Here is a 19,272-nt window from a genome sequence, read left to right on the forward strand (position 1 = left end):
AAAGGTTTAAGGATTTCCTTGAGTTGATATGTGGCGAATATCAATATCTTCAATACTATAAAATTCCTGAGCTTGTTTAATTGCTGCCCTTGTTTTATAATCAAAAGTACCGTGTATAAGACCAGTATACAAGCCTCTCTTTTTCAGCCATATTTGTAATTCAATAATCCTAGAATTACTATTTTTATTAATTTTCAAATCCTGGGTTGATATACTAATATCACCTCCATTACCTCTATATCCTGTATCTCCAGTATTTATCGGAACCAAATTAGCATTAACATTAGCATCAATATGAATATTACCCCCTCTAGCACCCCCTCTAGTCCTCCCTCTACCTGTTATGATGAACTCTCCTTTCAAAAGTCCCAATTTCTGTAATTTATGTTGCATTAAAGTTCCAACTATACCGTTAACTGGTAGAGCGTTTACTTCCTGAAATTTCCGCACAGCTTCTTCGGTAATTGAACCAAATATACCAGTTTCTACACTATCATAAAATCCTATTATTCTCAACTGTTTTTGAAGTGTTATTACGGCTTCTCCTCGATCACCTTTTCTAATGATACTATCTGATAATTTATTAGGTTCTTTCCCAGGAATAATAGTAATTATTTCCGCACTAATTTTTCGTAATTCTAATTGCCTAACCCTCTTCTGAACATCATATTCATTATCGAATATTCCTGCATATATCACATAATTATTGCCGCTATATTGCCATCTAAAGGCTCCTGGCTGTATCTTTTCAACTTCTTCTAAAACAGCAGAACTATCATCTGTAACACTAACTAAGTAACGCTTAACATTTTTTTTTCCCAGTTGATAAGTCATCAAAGATGGAATGTTTTTACTGGTACGTAGGCTTTCTAATAATTTGTCCGATATTTCTGATTCGACAGGCGGTTTTAGACTATTAATATCATTATTTGACTGAGGAATACGACTAGTCAATTCTAGCAATTCTACCATATTCTTCAGTTTATAATCTGTTTTTGCTTTTTGAGATTGTAATAGTTCTATTTGTTTCTTGACGGTGCCTAGTTGTTTTGTAGTAACTTCTAGATAGTTTCGCACACGCTCAGATGCCAAGCGTCTCTCTTTTTCTTTTTTACTAAACTCTCGAATTTGCTTATTAGCTTGTTGCTTTTCGTCATTCAGTTTTTTCTGTACAGATATCAATGATCTGGTAGCTTCTTGGAGCTTTACCTGTATATCTTGTTTATCTTTTTCTAATTTTTTCCACTGTTTACTAGCATTATCTATATCTAAATATGCAACATTAAGGGTTTGCTGTAAATTTTCCAGAGCTATACTTGAATGTACTGCCCGTATACCTACTGGTATTCCAATACATGAGATGAGGGCTAGTCCAGCAAACCCTATACGAATAGTATGCTTGATTTTATTTTGCGTTTCAGCTAATCGTTGATTAGCCTTTTTTTCTTCCTGTAAGGCTAATTCTGCTTTTCTTTGTGCTTCAGCCAAGATTTTCTTTGCTTGTCTTTCAGCCTCTAAAGCGAATTTAAAGTTTTGTTTATCCAGTTCTTGGCTAGCAGCTAAAAATTGATAATCTTGATCGCTCAAGCTTTTACCTGATGCCCAGGTTTGTGCATCGTGCAATACTTTACCGCGCAACAAATGTGATTCATCTCGGCAATTAGAATCTAACCAGGCTATAATCGATTGCCCATAGGGACGTAGCTGGGCTAAAGCTTTCTTAACCCAATTTTGATCAAAAATGGCTTCATAGATATGGTTATAAAGCCTTAACTTTCCCTCCTGCTTAATCACTAAGCCAGATAGTCGCAATTCCATTTGTTCAGAAGTCTCATAAGCTGCAATTTCTCCTATGAGTAAAATTTGCTGATAAAGTCCTAGTAATCTACCTGTATGTTGCTCATCTCGGAAAATCCGATCGCGTATCGTCCTTAAATGCTCCGGTTCATCCTGCGATTCCCAATTTTCAATCAGGTGCGATCGCACCAATTCTTCAACTCCCTCAACTTCTATACCAGCAGGAATGAGTTTACAAAGTTTTTGGGTAAGAAATGGTTGTCCACCCGTCCAAGCCAAAACCTCTTGCAGCAGTGCTTGGAGATTGCTAACTTTCCCCACTAATCCTTGAGCTAAAGGTTGAACTTCATGCAACTGAAAACCTTTGAGTTCAATCGCTCGACCAACATTAAACGGCGTGCGGCTCTTATCTTTAATTAAATCTGACGGAGTAGCTACCCCCAGCAATGTGAAAGTGAGGCGCTTATATTCGGGCTTATCAGCACGCTGGTTATAACAGTCTCTGATTAAAGCAAAAAAATCGTCACTAGAAAAATTTAAGCTAAGAACGCTATCTATTTCATCTACAAAAATGACTATAGATTGAGAAATTTCAACTAGCAGAACTTCTTCGATAAATTCACTCAATCGCTGTACGGGAGAAAGATGATCCTGATCGCGCCACCAACTCCGTAAATTAAACTTTCCTGAAAGCTGGAAACTACTCACTAAACTACGCGCTACACCTGTATACCATTGCTCTGGTGTAAGATTCTGGCTACCAATTTTCATTAAATCAATTGCAGCACAGGCTATATCTTCCTTTTGTAGCCGTTGCATTGTTTGTACTCGCAAGCTAGACTTGCCCATCTGCCTGGAGTTCAAAACATAACAAAATTCCCCAGCCTTCAATCCCTCATACAAATCTTGGTCTGCCTCACGCTTTACATAACTAGGGGCATCAACTGGTAAACTGCCACCAACTTGATATTCATAAGCTGGGTTTTGTTCTATGTTCATCAGCTAACTCTCAAGCGATCGCGGAAATATTGACGATACAAATTACAACGTGGTGTTACATCATTTCCTTGCTGTTGTAATAAACCCATGCTGAGTAATTTAAAGCATTGTATCGAATCCAAGCGAACAGGGCTAGTATTGGCAACTACCTTTTTGATAGCAGCAGCTAATTCTGGACGCTGTTCTAAATTCCACAAATGCCGACGTAAATGGTCGCTATAAGGGCCAGCTTCTGTAGGGGCTGTTTGCAAAAGTAGATTGAGCGTAGTATCGTGTCTTGCAATGTGATAAAGTGCCACTCGTACAAGATAGGGATGTCCTCCTACCATTGCCATTAATTGTTCAACTTGGGTAAAACTCCAATTGAGTCCATGCCTTCGTGCCAAATTAAGAACCTGTTGGGCGTTAAACTCTGGTAACTCAATCGGCAAACCTACATTAAACGGCGATTGATTTATATTCATCGGAATATAAACTTCTGTGGAATGCACCACAACTAACCGCAGTTTTTTCCAAATCTCGCGGTTTTTAGCATCTTCATGCCAAGCGCGTAACAGCCCAAAAAAGTCTGCGGCAATTTCGGGATATTGAAATATACGATCAACTTCATCCAATCCCAATGCTAGGGGTTGGTTGATTTCTGGCAAGAGATACTCCTCAAAATAAGCGGTGCAATTGTCCTTACTGCCAAAAATCACATCCCAGTAATCTGCTAACTTGTTGGGTAGCCTCAACCTCCGTCCTACACTGGCACAAAACCACTGAAGGAACTTATCCAAATCTGCAAAAACCTTTCCATCTGCCAATTGAAAGCTCAAAGGCACGCTTAGATAATCTTGTTGCGATGCTTGATGAAGAATCCGCGCCATGAGTGAGGTTTTACCCATTTGCCGGGGCGCTTTGATCCGAATCAAAGATCCTGGCTTCAAAATTGCCTCGTAGCAGCGAGATTCGATAGGGGAACGTTCAATATAAAATTCCGAAACTAAATCTACTTGTCCTTCTGGCAATTCTGGTTCTGCAATTGGTAGAGGCGGACTTTCCTGAGTTTCCCAAGCAGGTGCTACAGCTGGTAATTCTTCTATAGCAGCACGATTTGCGCTGCTTCCACCATCTTCCGTCAACAATGACAAAATTTCTTGCAAAATCCTCTGAGTATCGGCAGGCGATTTCCACTCTCGCTGCTGAATCTGACTTAAATAACCCCGTAAATCATAATTTAGTGGTGAACTTAAAGGAAAATTGACACGAATGGGCAAAATTACTGGTTTATGCTCAGGACGCAAATCTTGTAACTGCTTTGCCCTTCTTACTTCTTCTGTAACCATCTCACTGGTTGCTGATTGTGGAGATAACAGCAGCAGAAAGTAATCACACCGTTCTAATTCTGTATCGATGCGCTGGGGCCAGTTTTCCCCCAAGCGAATACTCTCACCCGCCATAAATACTTCATGTCCAGCAGCTTTGATTGCTTCATAAAAATACTGGGCAAGGCTCAAGTCTGGATCTTGACTGCGATAGCTAATAAAAACTCTGGCGCTGTCGCTATTTGGTGGCAACAGTGGTACATTCTGATTAATATCCAAGAATGTTGACAAATTTAACCATTTTTGCTGCACTGTAACCAGAGGTAGAGCCAATGCGCCTTCTGTATTGTCATAAGCGGCAATTATGCCAATAACTCGTTGAGTTTCCGCATCAAATACGGGCGAACCACTATAACCCCCTTGCACTTGTTGCGAATTCGCCTTGACTCGCAACCGCAACATTGGTAAGTTGCTAAATTCAGATTGGGGATTCATATCAGTGATCGTGCCATCAATCGAAGCACCTTGAGGAAAATCCGTTCGCCCATAGCCAATAGACAAAAATCGATCCATCGGCTGAAAATTAACAGCTAAGGGAACTGAAGCACCTTGATAATCAGGTAATTGCAATATGGCGAAATCATCGCGGGTGCGATCGCCTAAATAAACCAACTCAACCCCTTGCCCATTGACTCGGACTTTTTCCCAGCCTCCTGCCGACTCAACTACATGGGCGCAGGTGAGTAAATGTCCATTGGGTGAGATAAAAAAGCCCGTGCCTTGGATGCAACCTTCTGGAGTAGCGATCGCTACGGTACAAGCTTTAACTAATTCCCAATTCATGAAAATTTATTACTTGTTTTCTTCGAGTGCCAGTTTCCAAGTTATTTTCACCTTCAGTGATGCCTGCCCAGTGGATTCGACCACATAAACCGAGCCTTTGGCGGTAAAATTTACGCCAAACTCAACTTCTCCGCTTACAGGTTGCGATTCTTGCTGCAAGGTACGAAACGCCTTTGTAATTGGGCGACACCCGCGAACAATCAAATCCTTAACTGCATCGAAGTTAGCCTCTACTTTCTCTATAGGTAACTCACCAGTGGGCGATACACGACCCACTGATGCATCTGGCAGTTCAACTGCTACCAAAATTGTGCCGCCATCCTCTGTATTCAGTTCTAGAAGTTTACGAGCCATAATTTAATTAGCTTGTGGCTATATCTAAAAAAGGTAAGTAAAGTTGTTTTGAAAGTCAATTTGTATAAATTTGTTAGATAAACAATTTTTTTTTGAAAAAATATATCTAAAGGTAATATCTAGTAAAACTATACCAATAAAGCAACTACTCTAAAAATTTACTTTTACCCCATACCTTGCATCTATATGACTTCACAATCTTCTCGCTCTGACAAAATTCTAGTTGTCGATGACTCTCCTGATAACGTGTTTTTGATCAAAACTATTTTGGAGGAGGAAGGTTACACAGTTAGCACCGCAGAAAATGGTATTTCAGCCTTGGCAGAATTGAAAGCTTCTCCTTGTGACTTAGTTCTGCTGGATCTGATGATGCCAGGTATGGACGGGTATGAAGTCACCAAGCACATTCGTGGTGAGATGAAATTGCCGCAATATATCCCCATATTGCTGATCACTGCCCACGATACGCCCAACGTCGCCCACGGATTAGACTTGGGGGCTGATGATTTTATCCGCAAACCTGTAACAGTAGATGAATTGCTGGCAAGAGTGCGATCGCTCCTGCGTTTGAAGCATAGTATGGATGAACGTGATGAAATTGCCCGTCAGCGAGAAGATTTTGTCTCCCGCCTTACCCACGACTTACGCACTCCATTAGTAGCCGCTGACCGCATGTTAATGCTATTTCAGCAAGGCGCGTTGGGAACATTATCAACGCAAATGCAGGAAGTAATCGCCATCATGGCCCGTAGCAATATCAACCTGCTTTCTATGGTCAATACCTTATTGGAAGTTTATCGTTTTGAAGCAGGTCGCAAAAGTTTAGCGTTTCAACCAGTTAATCTGGGCCAATTGCTAGAAGAGGTAACTGGAGAATTATCACCCTTAGCTCAAGACAAAGCACTGTCGCTAAGTGTGGATTTTACCGAAGAATCAAACACGGTCATGGGCGATCGCTTAGAATTGCATCGTTTATTTACCAACCTCATAGGCAATGCGATCAAATTTACCAACTCTGGGTCTATTACTATTCGTTTTACTTCTCAACGCCAGTTCGATAAAAGCAATCAATCTCAGTTCTCTGAAAAATCCAATTCCGTTGACTACATTAGAATTGAGATAGCGGATACTGGCCCAGGTATTCCCGCTGAAGAACAAGCCACTATATTTGAACGATTTCGCCAAGGCAGCCATAAAAGTTCTGGTAGTGGCTTAGGATTGTACCTTGCTCGTCGAATTGTCGAGGCACATCAAGGCATTATTCTGCTTAATTCCGAGTTGGGCAAAGGTAGTGTATTTATTGTGTTTCTACCCATCAAGGCATGATAAAACTAGTAATTATAAATTATGAATTTTAGAGTTTTTATCCTGGGAATTCATAATTTATAACCTTACTACTATCTACCGAAAACTTAAAGTAAAAATTTAAATTATGAAATAAAATGCTAAAAAGTGACGAATCAAATATGCTGAAATAATAGTATTAAATAGTTTTTAATAGGACAAAACAATGATTACCACTGAATTATCTAACATTGGCAATATTATCGAGACTCAGCGAGATTTTTTTCAAACGGGTAAAACTAAAGATGTAAATTTTCGCATTGAACAACTAACAACTCTTAAGCAAGCAATCATTGAGCATGAACAGTCAATAGTCGAGGCATTAAAAGCGGATTTACATAAACCAGAAGTAGAAACTTACCTGACAGAAATCAGCGTAATTAAGGATATTGATTACGCCATCAAACATCTTCAAAACTGGAGTAAACCCCAAAAAGCAGCGGTTTCCTGGGATTTTTTTTCATACTCAGCGAAAATTTATCCAGAACCGTTAGGGGTTGTCTTAATTATTGGGCCTTGGAACTATCCATTTCAGTTAATTATCTCACCTTTAATAGGTGCGATCGCAGCCGGAAATTGTGCAATTATCAAACCTTCAGAAATTGCTTCTCATACGTCTGATGTCATTGCTAAGATTATTGCCAAACATTTTGACCCTGCTTATCTTGCAGTAGTAGAAGGAGGCGTAGAAGCAAGTCAAAAACTACTTGCAGAAAAGTTTGACCATATCTTTTTTACTGGTGGCACAGCTGTCGGCAAAATCATCATGGCAGCAGCAGCAAAATATCTCACACCAGTGACTTTAGAATTGGGTGGCAAAAGTCCTTGTATTGTAGATACTCACATTAATCTGGAACACACTGTCAGACGAATTACTTGGGGCAAATTCATTAATGCTGGACAAACTTGTATCGCTCCCGACTATCTTTTAGTTAATAAAACAATCAAGAAAGATTTAATAGATGGTCTGGAAAAATCTTTAAAAGAATTTTATGGTGATAATCCTGTAAACAGTCCTGATTATGCCCGGATTATCAGTCAAAAACACTTTGAAAGGTTGGTGAGTTTTCTCAAAGATGGAAAAGTTGTCATCGGCGGAGAAAATCAACCTTCAGAGCGTTATATCGCCCCAACACTTATTGATAATGTCTCACTAGAAGATTCTGTCATGCAGGAAGAAATCTTTGGGCCCATTTTACCCATCATTGAATATACTGACATTGCAGAAGCGATCGCCTTAATTAACTCTAGACCCAAACCTTTGGCGTTATACTTATTTTCTCAAGACAAAAACCTGCAAAAGCGAGTTTTACAGGAAACTTCCTCTGGTGGAGTCTGTATTAACGATACAGTGATGCAGGTTGGTGTCTCGTCTTTACCATTTGGTGGAGTGGGAGATAGCGGTATTGGCAACTATCACGGCAAAGCTAGTTTTGACACCTTTTCCCATAAGAAAAGTGTATTGCAAAACTCCTTCTGGCTGGATTTAAAATGGCGATATGCTCCATATCAGGGCAAATTGCCGCTCATAAAGAAACTTCTAGGTTAAAAAGGTTAAAGGGTACAGGTGATAGGGTACAGTTTTTCTTGACTGTAACCTATTCCCTTCTGAACTATTAAATCCCAAAAGCGTTGCTGTAACGCTCCTCAGCCCAAGGTTCACCACGCCGATGGTAGCCATTGCGCTCCCAAAAACCAAGTTCTTCACCAGCTAAAAATTCCAAACCATTAATCCACTTAGCACTTTTCCAAGCGTAGAGGTGGGGTACAACTAGCCGCATTGGCCCTCCGTGTTCAGATGGAAGGTCTTCACCAAAGACTTTAAAAGCAAAGAAGTTTTCTTCGCGCAGAAAATCTTCTACAGAAATATTTGTAGTGTAGCCGCCATAGCAGTGTTCCATAACGTGGGCTACTTTCGGGTCTAATTCAATCAAACCCATGAAATCTGTAACTTTAATGCCAGTCCATTTGACATCAAGTTTAGACCAGCGCGTTACACAGTGGAAGTCAGCTGTGAATTCGTGTTGAGGAAGCGCCATAAAGTCTGACCAACTAAAGGTAGCAGATTTTGCTAAACCCCAAACTCGAAACTCCCATTCCTCACTGCTGACTTGGGGAGTTTCACCGTAAGTTAATACGGGAAAACCTTTAGCTAAGTGTTGACCAGGAGGAACGCGTTCGCCTTCTTCTTTGCCTGGTTTCTGAAAAAATTTTCCTAGCATAGTTAGAGAAAAATAAGTTTTCTCAAGATGTTTACAAGCTTTTTTGCTGAGTTGCCAACAGTATCAGATGTTTTACTCTTTATATGAACTCTTGAATGATAGGTAATGGGTAATGGATATTTCCAATTACTCACTACCAATTTTTTTCGATCTAATGAGCTTATGTAGAGTGTCTATGATTCATAATGCAATCAGGAAAGCTAAGAAAAAGCATTTATCTAGCGATGGGAACTTTGATTGTTGAGCTTGGCAATCAAATCTATCGGTGCTGTTCATGCTTTTCCTGACTGAGAAATTATGATTCTTCTTCCTCTTCTTCAGCAGTTGGATAAACAAATGTAGAACGTCCAGTCAAAATTGACTTGCCCAGAGATAGGGCTTTCTGAGCTTCAACGACGGCTTTATGCCTCCAGGTAGCTCGACGTTTATCTCGTTTTGATTTGGAAGTTTTCTTCTTAGGAACAGCCATGTCAGCAGATATCGCGATTCTTGACAACCTTCTTATTCTAGGCCATCCACAGACGCCAAAGACAACAGTTGAGTCAGGAATAAGTAAGTTGGGTTAAGACTGGCGTGGTGATGCTTTTACAGAAGGAGTTCTAAAAGTGACTTATTTGCGTCTCCTCTACTCTCAATACGGTTTGGATAAGGTTTTTTGATGACACGCCCTAGATTGCAAAGACGCGATGAATCGCCGTCTCTACAAAGGACTGATTATTGTAAAGACGGCGATTCATCGCGTCTCTTGCCTTAACCGAACCGTATTACCTCTACTCTGACAAACAAGCAAGCAATGCGTAGCGTTTCCTTTAAGAGAAATTCCGAGCCAATGAAATCCTTGGCTCGGACTTTCTCTACGTGTCTAGCTCAACCCGTCATTTTGGCGTTGACACAGCGCTAGCTGCTGGAACTTGATTAGAGTTATTTTCAAAGAAAAGTAAAGATCGCGCAGTTTTGAAGTAAGTGGCCCAATTTTGAGCATCAGGACGCGATCGCCATTGAGGACGACTGACATCTAATGTCAGGACTGGTGCGATCGCTCCATAATTTTGTACGGACACAATGATGGAAACATCTGTCACCAAGATATCTTGGTCGAAGCTCCTTTGAGCAGCTGCCCTAGCGACCGCTTCCGCTCTCCTGAGAACGGTTTCATAGTTTTCTTCCGGCAGGCGGTCAATAGCTAGATCGACTCTAGCGGTGTAAGCTCGCACAAGCTGCGGTGCGATCGCTTCCATCAAAAACCACGCAGGGACAGTAGATATAAGCAAAACTACTAAAGGAATTATCCGGATTCTTCTGGCAATTTGGCTAATAACTGAAAAGGGAGCGAGCGATGATGGTAGGTGAGCAGAAATTTTGCTCATGACCTTCTATCTCCTTAGTAATGATCTGTTATTGAAATTAGGTAAAGGTATTTTCCGGCTAATTAACGTAATAAAAATTACATTCTAACTTAAGATTCAATTAGAATCACCTAGAGTATTAAGACATAGGTTAGCTTTGTTTTTTTGGCAAAGCCAACCACAATTTTAAGACCAGCAAACAACAATAACTGACAAAGAGCGGGATGGCAAATTACTGGGCGATCGCGATTGGTATCAATCAATATCAGTTATTTCAACCTTTAAGTTGTGCCCAAGCAGATGCTGAGGCACTAGAAGATTTTTTGGTGACAGAGGCAGGTTTTCTCCCCAAGCACTGTCTAGTGATGACAGATACTTCGCCGCCGATTGGGGATAGATCGACTTACCCGACGAAGGAGAATATTTTGCTGCTGCTTGAAGATTTGGCAGCAACAAGTTGGCAACCGGAAGACTATCTGTGGTTATTCTTTAGCGGCTATGGAGTTAACTACAAGGGCAAAGATTACTTAATGCCAGCAGAGGGCAACCCCGAACTGGTGCAAGAGACTGGCATAGAATTGCGATCGCTAATGCAAAGCCTGCAACTTGCCGATCTGAATGTATTGCTACTACTCGATATCAACCGCGCTTTTGGCACTCAAGCGGATGCCCCCGTTGGTGAAGAAACAATAGAACTAGCCCAAGAACTACAACTGGCAACAATTCTTTCTTGCCAACCAGAGCAATTTTCCCATGAGAGTAGCGAACTAGGCCACGGATTCTTTACAGCAGCTTTATTAGAAGCTTTGCGTTCTGGCAATGGCAGCAACTTGGCAGATTTAGAAAACTACCTAAGCCTGATTGTGCCAAAGTTATGTCACCACCACTGGCGTCCTATCCAAAACCCTGCCACGATCATCCCATCAAGGCAGCAAGTAATCTTGCCAAAATTGGCAATGGAAAATAATTTTAAACCAGAAGCGGTGATTTATCCTGAAGAATCTTTTGCTATTGCCCTTGCAGCTCCTCCCCTCGATGATTCCTCTAGAACTTCAACAGAGCGGGGCAGACGGGGAGAAGCTAGTGTGAACTCCTCGCAACAGGTGAAGGGTCAAAAAGTCCAGGAGTCAGGTAGCAAATTAGTTGCCCAGCCAATGGCAGAAACTTCCTTGGGAGTGAATACCAGAGGAAGATTTATACCCAATTCTTCCAAAGGTTACGTCTCTCGATTGCCAGCGAATCAGCCAAGCATCCCTTTTTGGAAACAGTTTATCTTGTGGGGCGGAGGCAGCTTGCTGGTAGCAGGTTTAATCGCCGTAGTTTTTCTGCGTAATCAAGAAACTTTTAGAATTAAGCAAATATCAAGCACATCACCTAATGCTAGTGTTAGCGATCGCCAGGTTGTCGAGAATTTACCAAGCGATGTCTACGACGGGCAACGCCTACGCACTTCACCAGTTAGACTCAAAAACCAATCTAGCGCCCAAATAGCCTCTAGTTCCCAGTCAAAAAAGCGAAATCAAGCAGTATTAGACCTGGCGAAAATGTCGCTCAGACAAACTCAGGCTAGCGATTTGAGCATGGCGATCGCTACAGCCCGAAAAATTCAATCGGGTGAACCACTGTACGAACAAGCTCAAGAGAATATTCAGATTTGGAGCCAGATGATTTTAGATTTAGCAGAAGGTCGTGCTAAACAAAGACAGTATGCCAGCGCTATTGCTGCTGCTCGACTAATCACCAAAGACGAAGCCCCCTACGCCAAAGCACAAGCAGCAATTAACCTGTGGCGGCTAGAGGGTAAACAGTATGTGAGCAACAGAACTCTTCTAGATGCAGCTAATGCCTTAATTAAGTCTGAGCAGGCATCTACCTATAATCGGGCGATCGAAGTTGCCAAGAAAGTACCAGCAGATCAACCAGGCTTCGATACAGCCCAAAAGTCGATCAATAAATGGAGTGAGAAAATTTTAGACCTGGCCAAGCGTCGTGCCGCCGAAGGAGAACGTAATGCCGCAATTGCGACCGCTGCTTTAGTCCCAGAGGAAACAGCCGCTTATGAAGATGCTCAAGATGCCATTCAAAAATGGCAAAAGAAATAGTAAAAAAATAATAAAAAATGGTTAGGAGTTAGGAATTAGGAGTTATATTATTGATCCCCGACCTTTTACTCCTGACTCCTAACTTTTTCCTCAGCGTTCATATCTCAGTATTAGCAGTACTGCGATATATCTTCGCCACACTCGTCGGCTAGATAGCACAACGCTCGGAAACGTAAACAAACCACTTCTTCATATAAGGGGTTGAGCTTGCACATGGGCGGGATGTGAAACAAGGTCTTCCCAAATAATTTGACATCGCGCTCAAAAGGGCACTGAGATGGAATCAGCTTGCACAAACGGTGAGCTAGTTGGCGATCGCGGACTTGAATGTTTTCTACTCGCTGCCGTAGGGGTTGGAGAATATCCCAGTAGGGCTTGGAAGGAGAATGGTTAAGCTGGGTTGCTTTATGGTCAGTAGTCTCTGCTTGATTGATTGATACCCAGCTTGCCAGAAAAATCTTTTTGGTGGTATTGTCGAATACCTTCATGGTTAACCCTCTGTGTTATTGAGGCTATTCACCTTTTTGATGAATATATACAACGTGGCAACGAACTTTCCCGGAAAAATCGCGTTCTGACTGCGATACAATGTAATACCTGATTAGCCACTTAAGTCAGAACCTAATTTATTACTACGTCAAGTTAATCGCAAATTTCTGGGGATCGGTAGTGTAATATTACGATCTTGTTCATAACTTGACACAGTTTAAATTTTAATAAAGACATCCATCATTGGATAGGTTTTAGTGTAACATTTACAGAACTTAATATAAGGTCTTTCTAAAAGAATTTTTGCTAAGTATAAACGTCAGTAATATCCTAGAAGGCTTTTTTTCTCTCCGTGTTCCCACTTTCTCACGTAAGTGTGTCCTGTTCATCGCTGGCTGACTACCGTAGAAGTAGTGATTTTTGATCGAGTAGAATCGATTGCATTTCACAAAACTTAGGTTGGCAGTGTCAATTTGAGAGTGATATAGTCTGAAGCGTTAAAATTCAGATGAGCTTGTTTATGGGTGTTTCCGTACTCTACAGCGCAATTCCTCCTGGCAGTACCCTGTACGCACGCCTTCAGAGCCAAAAGGCACTTAGCATCCTTGTAGTTTCTCTTTTCCCTTATGGTTGCGGGATTTTCCGCTTTTTTGAGATTGATCCTGAAGAGATTAATGAAATTTTTGAAGATGTTATCGAAACACACCAAGAGACTTTTGGATCTGAGCTAGAAGCAGATCGGGTAATCGCACAATTGCGGTCTGAGTTAAGGCTTACTCGTCAAGCCTATCCAGGGATTGAAGATAGAAGAGCATCACTAGAAAAAACATCTGTTGAGATCGAGAAACGTTTGTCGCAGGAGCTATCGAGAAGAAAGTTTGCGAATGCTGATGAGATTGTTGAAAAGCTCATGTTCGGAGATCGAATTCTTGCTCCAATGTTATCAACAGAGGAGTCATTGGGACTTATATCTCGTGAGCTAGTCAGTGAAGGAGCCAGCATTTTTCGACAGATCGATCCTGAAACACTGTTTGCAAGAGATGAATCGTGTTTTGAAGACTTCGAGGGGTGGAGAAATCTGTATCTTTTAGCAGCCGAGAAAAATGAGGAGATATTGGTTGCAGTTGCTTGAGGCGACAGCAAACTAACAAGTTAGATCCCTATACCGAGTTGAACATTGCAAAATTTAGGCGATGCCTTCTCTTCTCCTGTCGGAGACGCTGCGCGAACGAGAGGCTTCGCCAACGGCAACGTCTTCTCTACGAGACGCTACGCGAACGACGAACGCAATCAGTATTTTTTTGATTTCACTTAAGCTGAAAATACTTGCTGGGCTGTCAGGGTTAATTCTGGGAAAGTTCGAGAAATAATCCGTTGGTCTTCGATAAACACAGTTTGCTTATAACTGCTCTGATTTAGCAAACACACAGTTACTTTATTTTCCAGAGGATCAACAATCCAATACTCGACCACACCCATAGCTGCATACTCAGAGGTTTTTTGGTTATAGTCTCTGTCAATAGATTCGGGGCTTACCACTTCAACTAAGAGGGGTGGAGCAGTTTTGAGGATAGCCGAGGTAGTCTCAATACTTTTTGCCTGTTCATTGGTAATTACACAAATATCAGGTCTTCTAAGTTGTTTATTGGTCAGCACCTCTGTACCGTTAGGGCGCGGTTGTAAAGGCAGTCCCATTTTTTGAATTTCTAAAAAAAAGCGAACTAACAGTAAGGTGATAATCGCCTCATGTTTGCCAGTACCAGGAGGCATTTCTAGCAGCACCCCATCCTCAAGTTCATAACGCTTGTCTGTGCCATCATCAAAATTGATGTATTCCTCAAGAGTACTAATTTTTATTGGTGTTTTAGTCATAGCGATCGCCTCCAATAACTATAGGCAAATACAAACCGCTCGGCTTCTGTACCCATGATAAGAGACTATATCTTAGATAAAAGCGCAAAGACGTTCATAAAAAATCCACGTCTCTGCGCTTCTACGTTAAATTGCGATCTTAGCCTATGATGCTACCTGAGCAGCAGTTCGAGTCCGCCGTCTTCTGCCATCGGCAACTTTTACAGGTGGCTCATCAGGGATTTGCATCAACAAAGTCACAGATGGCTGACATTGCAATTCCCGACGAATGGAACGTTGCAATTCTCGTTCTAAAGTACCTTGCAATCCACCCCAGTCTATATCTGCTGCTTCACCTTGCTCAGGAGCAAATTCTGTCCAGCGCACAGAGAGGATTTCTTCAATGCGTTGTTTTACCCAAGTTTGTAACAGCGATCGCTCTACACTTGTTACTACACCCCGGAGGTGAGTTTCTGGCTTTGCTAACAGTTTACCATTCCAATCAATGGCAGCTGCGATCGTGATAATGCCTTCTGAAGCCATGCGTTGCCGTTCTTGCAGCACTTTGGCACTTACCATACCCGAACTAGTAGTATCTACCAATTCGATACCAGATGGCACTTTCCCAGCGACGCGAATGGCATCTTCAGTCAGTTCGACAATATCACCATTCTGAATAATGATCATGTTTTCTGCGGGAATACCCATACTCTGAGCCGTTTCTGCGTGCTTCACTAGCATCCGATGTTCGCCGTGAAATGGCACAAAGAACTTGGGTCGAGTTAAGGCAATCATCAGCTTTTGTTCTTCCTGACAGCCGTGACCGGAGACGTGAATCCCTTTATCCCGTCCATAGACAACTTTCGCACCTTGAATCATCAATTTATCAATGGTGTTGACTACAGCGATCGTATTTCCGGGAATTGGGTTAGCAGAGAATACTACCGTATCTCCTTGGCGGATTTTAATGTGAGGATGTTCTTTGTTGGCAATGCGGGTCATTGCTGCCATCAATTCACCCTGAGAACCTGTAGTTAAGACTAAAACTTTTTCGTCAGGGAGATTACGAACTGCGTGCAATGGTTGCAGCAAATTATCTTCACACTTGATGTAACCTAAATTGCGGGCATGAGCAATCAAGTTCAGCATGGAACGCCCTACAACTGTCACTACACGGTTCTGCTTCTTGGCGATATCCAAAATCATGTTGATGCGATGGACGCTAGAAGCAAAGGTAGTGACAAATAATCGTCCAGTGGCTTGACTAAATACTCTCTCCAGATTGGGATAAACTGAACGCTCTGAAGGTGTAAATCCTGGTATCTCGGCGTTAGTGGAATCACTTAGGAGGCAAAGAACGCCTTTTTCCCCATGTTCTGCTAGGCGTTGCAAGTCAAACTTTTCACCATCCACTGGGGTGTGATCAATTTTAAAATCCCCTGTGTGAATTACTACACCAAGGGGAGTATGAATGGCAACAGTGAAACTATCAGCGATGGAGTGGGTGTTACGGATATATTCAACTAAAAAGTTTTTGCCAATCCGCACCACATCACGTGGTAGAACAGTTCTAATTTCTGTGCGATCGCGGACTCCTGCTTCTTCTAATTTACCCTCTAGCATTGCCATTGCTAGTCTGGGCCCATAAATCACCGGGATATCAAATTGCTTGAGATGAAAAGCAATCCCGCCAATATGGTCTTCATGACCATGAGTAACGATCATCCCTTTTATTTTGTGGCGATTTTCCCGCAGATAGGTCGTATCTGGTAAAACAATATTTACCCCATGCATCGCCTCTGTGGGAAAAGCCAATCCTGCATCTAATAGGATTATTTCATCGTCATACTCGAAAAGACAGGTATTTTTACCAATTTCATGCAAACCGCCCAAAGGAATAATTTTCAAGGCGGAATTATTAGCTTCGTTTTTAGCCATTTTCTCCTTAGATTGTTACTTGTGGTTAATTAAGTTGATAGTTAACGAACTTGTATTTAAGACAACATCATCTGTCTCTTAAGCCAGTCCCAAAGCAATCAAATTTTAATTGAAGATTTCAATTTTTTATTCAATAAAATCAACTGTAAGACTCAAGGATTCATAGTATATCTATCAGTCCTAGCACAGGTTTTTAAATTGCAACTTATGAACAATTATGATCGTTGTTTATATGTATCTTTGACAAGGAGGAGACTACCAGCATTTAAATAAGTTGGTGCTTAAATTAAACTAAGTTCTTTCAGAACCGCTTCTAATTTTTGACTGACTTCTAAATCAGCTTCACATAGCGGCGGACGAGTTGAACCAACCTCCCAACCTTGAAGTTGCAGTGCTTTTTTCACTGGAATGGGATTTGAAGTGAGAAATAGAGCTTTAAATAACGGGAAAAGTTGGAGATGAATTTCGCTTGCTACCTCAATTTTTCCCGCATTAAAAGCTTGAATCATCTGCTGTAGTTGGTTTCCTACCAGATGAGAAGCTACACTTACCACACCCTTTGCCCCGATCGCTAACAAAGGCAAAGTCATGTAATCATCACCAGAATAGATGTGGAATTCTTTTGGTGTCAAGCGACGAATTTCGCTTGCCTGATCTATATTACCAGTGGATTCTTTAATTCCGACAATATTGCTAACCTCAGCTAACCGGGCAACTGTTTCTGGCTGAAGGTTTTGTCCGGTACGACCTGGGACATTATATAACAACAACGGTAAGTCGGGACAGGCTTGTGCTATTGCCTTAAAGTGCGCTTCCAGTCCTGCTTGTGGCGGTTTGTTGTAATAAGGAACAACTTGTAAGGAACCATGTACTCCTATCTTAGACGCTTTTTGGGTGGCTGCGATCGCTTCTTTGGTGGAATTCGATCCACAACCTGCGATTACCTTGGCTTTTCCGGCCACGGACTGTAATACCTCGACAAACAACTGGTATTCTTCATCCCAACTTAGTGTCGGGGATTCTCCTGTTGTGCCGCACATCACCAATGTATCTGTACCGTTGTTAGCTAGATGCGCCGCCAGTTCCGCCGCTACATCATAGTTGACACTACCATCTGCTTTAAATGGCGTAATCATAGCGGTTAAAACATTGCCAAAATCTCCCACCCTTTTTTCACTCCTGATTACCCATGTTTTTATATCTTGGTGGTTCTCTATTGTTCTCTATTGTAATAACCTATCTGCAAATTGCTTTCAAGTGTCATTTTTACTTTGTCATTAGTCTTTTGTCACTTTACCAATGACCAATGACCAATGACTAATACAACTCTTGGAGAGGCTGCGCCAACGACTACGCGGTAGTTGAGCGCAGTCGAAACTCAGTACAAGTGACTAATGACTAATAGCTAATGGTTTGAGTAGATTTTTCTCTACTAATAACTCAGCTATTTGTACTGCATTTAATGCTGCACCTTTGCGAATTTGGTCGCCACATAACCATAATTCCAAGCCACAAGGATGAGAAATATCCTGGCGAATTCTTCCCACTAAAACTTCATCTCGACCGGTTGCTTCTATTGGCATCGGAAAATGATTCGTTCCCCAATCTTCTACCAGTTTTACTCCAGGGGAGGAATTTAAAATTTCTCTGGCTTCCTTCGCACTAAAGGGAGTCTCAAATTCTAAATTAATGGCTTCTGAGTGGGCGCGGAGTACGGGAACCCGTATACAGGTTGCAGTGATTCTGATTTGCTGCGTACCAAATATTTTTCGGGTTTCGTTGACCATTTTCATTTCTTCCTCACAATAACCCAAATCGTTTAATGGGGAGTTATGGGGGAATAAATTAAATGCCAATGGGTAAGGCAATATTTCGGCAATCGGTGGCTGTCCTTGTAGTATAGCGCTTGTTTGAGTTTTGACTTCTGCCATTGCCCTAGCCCCCGCACCACTAGCAGATTGGTAGGTTGCAGCGACGATGCGTTGCACTGGTTTAACTTTATGCAATGGCCAGACTGCCACAGCCATTAAAATCGTTGTGCAGTTGGGGTTAGCAATAATGCCTTGGTGATGCGCTGCGGCTTGGGGATTCACCTCTGGAACTACTAAAGGAACTTCCGGGTTCATCCGAAAGGCACTGGAGTTGTCAATTACCACTGCGCCCTTTTCCACAGCAACTGCTGCCCAAGTTTTGGATGTGGAACCACCTGCACTAGCTAGTACTATATCGACATTTTCAAAAGCGCGATCGCTTACTGCCTCTATTGGTATATTTTTTCCTTTAAACCGTAGCGATCGCCCGACACTCCGCTCTGATGCCAATAACTTCAAGTCAGCAACCGGAAAATTACGACTTTCTAATAATTCCAGCAACTCTGTGCCTACTGCACCAGTCGCTCCCAAAATAGCTAAACGATAGGATTTCGACAAACTTGCTTCCTCCTTATAAGAGACTTAATCTGCAATTTATTGGAACAATTGACAATTTAGTTATATTTAGATAGCGATCGCAGTCTGGAAATATTTTTTTTAATAGGTTTAGATTTTTCTTTAATTTAGTCTATCTTTAGATATTTAATACATTTATTTTTTTTGGTTGTTTAATAAGTTAAGTGATGTTGCATTTTAAAATAACGGTGATTTATTTTTTTCATCGATTTTAACTATAACTATATATTATA

15 protein-coding genes are annotated in these 19,272 nt (G+C 41.5%); 4 read left to right on the forward strand and 11 right to left on the reverse strand.

Going from position 1 to position 19,272, the window contains the following annotated elements; genetic code table 11:
- Positions 1 to 6: 6 nt before the first annotated feature.
- The 3 genes from CDG76_RS08605 to CDG76_RS08615 are packed head-to-tail and all read right to left on the reverse strand — an operon-like array spanning position 7 to position 5,300.
- The gene (locus tag CDG76_RS08605) at positions 7 to 2,796 is read right to left on the reverse strand and encodes an AAA-like domain-containing protein (protein WP_094348608.1); all 2,790 of its coding nucleotides are present in this window, start codon (positions 2,794 to 2,796) and stop codon (positions 7 to 9) included.
- Positions 2,796 to 4,946: an AAA-like domain-containing protein gene (locus tag CDG76_RS08610; protein ID WP_094348609.1), complete on the reverse strand. Its 2,151-nt coding sequence runs from the start codon at positions 4,944 to 4,946 to the stop codon at positions 2,796 to 2,798. The genes CDG76_RS08605 and CDG76_RS08610 overlap by 1 nt, the downstream gene beginning before the upstream one ends.
- 9 nt (positions 4,947 to 4,955) lie before the next feature.
- On the reverse strand, positions 4,956 to 5,300 hold the full coding sequence (locus CDG76_RS08615) for a CU044_2847 family protein (RefSeq protein WP_094348610.1): 345 nt from the start codon (positions 5,298 to 5,300) through the stop codon (positions 4,956 to 4,958).
- A 186-nt stretch (positions 5,301 to 5,486) separates the two neighbouring features.
- Here CDG76_RS08615 and CDG76_RS08620 point away from each other — a divergent pair, with 186 nt between their 5' ends.
- Together CDG76_RS08620 and CDG76_RS08625 are read left to right on the forward strand one after the other, a co-directional pair.
- Positions 5,487 to 6,626: a hybrid sensor histidine kinase/response regulator gene (locus CDG76_RS08620; RefSeq protein WP_094348611.1), complete on the forward strand. Its 1,140-nt coding sequence runs from the start codon at positions 5,487 to 5,489 to the stop codon at positions 6,624 to 6,626.
- 184 nt (positions 6,627 to 6,810) lie between these two features.
- A complete protein-coding gene (locus CDG76_RS08625; RefSeq protein ID WP_094348612.1) occupies positions 6,811 to 8,193 on the forward strand; it encodes an aldehyde dehydrogenase in 1,383 nt (460 codons plus the stop codon).
- Positions 8,194 to 8,260: 67 nt separating this feature from the next.
- Here the strand turns inward: CDG76_RS08625 and CDG76_RS08630 are convergent, their stop codons facing one another.
- From CDG76_RS08630 to CDG76_RS08640, 3 genes are all read right to left on the reverse strand, one after another.
- Complete coding sequence (locus CDG76_RS08630) at positions 8,261 to 8,866, reverse strand: sulfite oxidase-like oxidoreductase (protein ID WP_094348613.1); 606 nt, start codon at positions 8,864 to 8,866, stop codon at positions 8,261 to 8,263.
- Positions 8,867 to 9,161: 295 nt separating this feature from the next.
- Positions 9,162 to 9,335 (reverse strand): 50S ribosomal protein L32, encoded by a 174-nt coding sequence (rpmF, locus tag CDG76_RS08635; RefSeq protein WP_012407602.1) that lies wholly within the window; start codon positions 9,333 to 9,335, stop codon positions 9,162 to 9,164.
- A gap of 406 nt (positions 9,336 to 9,741) precedes the next feature.
- Positions 9,742 to 10,233, reverse strand: coding sequence for a hypothetical protein (locus CDG76_RS08640; RefSeq protein ID WP_094348614.1), 492 nt, complete (start codon positions 10,231 to 10,233; stop codon positions 9,742 to 9,744).
- 203 nt (positions 10,234 to 10,436) lie between these two features.
- Between CDG76_RS08640 and CDG76_RS08645 the strand changes: the two genes are divergently transcribed.
- Positions 10,437 to 12,314 (forward strand): caspase family protein, encoded by a 1,878-nt coding sequence (locus CDG76_RS08645; RefSeq protein ID WP_094348615.1) that lies wholly within the window; start codon positions 10,437 to 10,439, stop codon positions 12,312 to 12,314.
- Between the two features lie 110 nt (positions 12,315 to 12,424).
- Here CDG76_RS08645 and CDG76_RS08650 read toward each other — a convergent pair whose 3' ends face one another.
- The gene (locus CDG76_RS08650) at positions 12,425 to 12,802 is read right to left on the reverse strand and encodes a Mo-dependent nitrogenase C-terminal domain-containing protein (RefSeq protein ID WP_094348616.1); all 378 of its coding nucleotides are present in this window, start codon (positions 12,800 to 12,802) and stop codon (positions 12,425 to 12,427) included.
- 521 nt (positions 12,803 to 13,323) lie between these two features.
- Between CDG76_RS08650 and CDG76_RS08655 the strand changes: the two genes are divergently transcribed.
- On the forward strand, positions 13,324 to 13,935 hold the full coding sequence (locus CDG76_RS08655; RefSeq protein ID WP_094348617.1) for a hypothetical protein: 612 nt from the start codon (positions 13,324 to 13,326) through the stop codon (positions 13,933 to 13,935).
- Positions 13,936 to 14,114: 179 nt separating this feature from the next.
- Here the strand turns inward: CDG76_RS08655 and CDG76_RS08660 are convergent, their stop codons facing one another.
- The 4 genes from CDG76_RS08660 to CDG76_RS08675 form a co-directional block, all read right to left on the reverse strand.
- Positions 14,115 to 14,675 carry a Uma2 family endonuclease gene (locus tag CDG76_RS08660; protein WP_094348618.1) on the reverse strand — a complete coding sequence of 187 codons (561 nt, stop codon included), beginning with the start codon at positions 14,673 to 14,675 and terminating at the stop codon, positions 14,115 to 14,117.
- A 144-nt stretch (positions 14,676 to 14,819) separates the two neighbouring features.
- Positions 14,820 to 16,592 carry a ribonuclease J gene (locus CDG76_RS08665; protein WP_094348619.1) on the reverse strand — a complete coding sequence of 591 codons (1,773 nt, stop codon included), beginning with the start codon at positions 16,590 to 16,592 and terminating at the stop codon, positions 14,820 to 14,822.
- Between the two features lie 281 nt (positions 16,593 to 16,873).
- Positions 16,874 to 17,758, reverse strand: a complete 885-nt coding sequence (gene dapA / locus CDG76_RS08670) for a 4-hydroxy-tetrahydrodipicolinate synthase (RefSeq protein WP_094348620.1) — start codon at positions 17,756 to 17,758, stop codon at positions 16,874 to 16,876.
- Between the two features lie 225 nt (positions 17,759 to 17,983).
- Complete coding sequence (locus CDG76_RS08675) at positions 17,984 to 19,021, reverse strand: aspartate-semialdehyde dehydrogenase (RefSeq protein ID WP_094348621.1); 1,038 nt, start codon at positions 19,019 to 19,021, stop codon at positions 17,984 to 17,986.
- Between the last annotated feature and the right edge of the window lie 251 nt (positions 19,022 to 19,272).

The organism is Nostoc sp. 'Peltigera membranacea cyanobiont' 210A (assembly GCF_002246015.1).
GTDB lineage: Bacteria > Cyanobacteriota > Cyanobacteriia > Cyanobacteriales > Nostocaceae > Nostoc.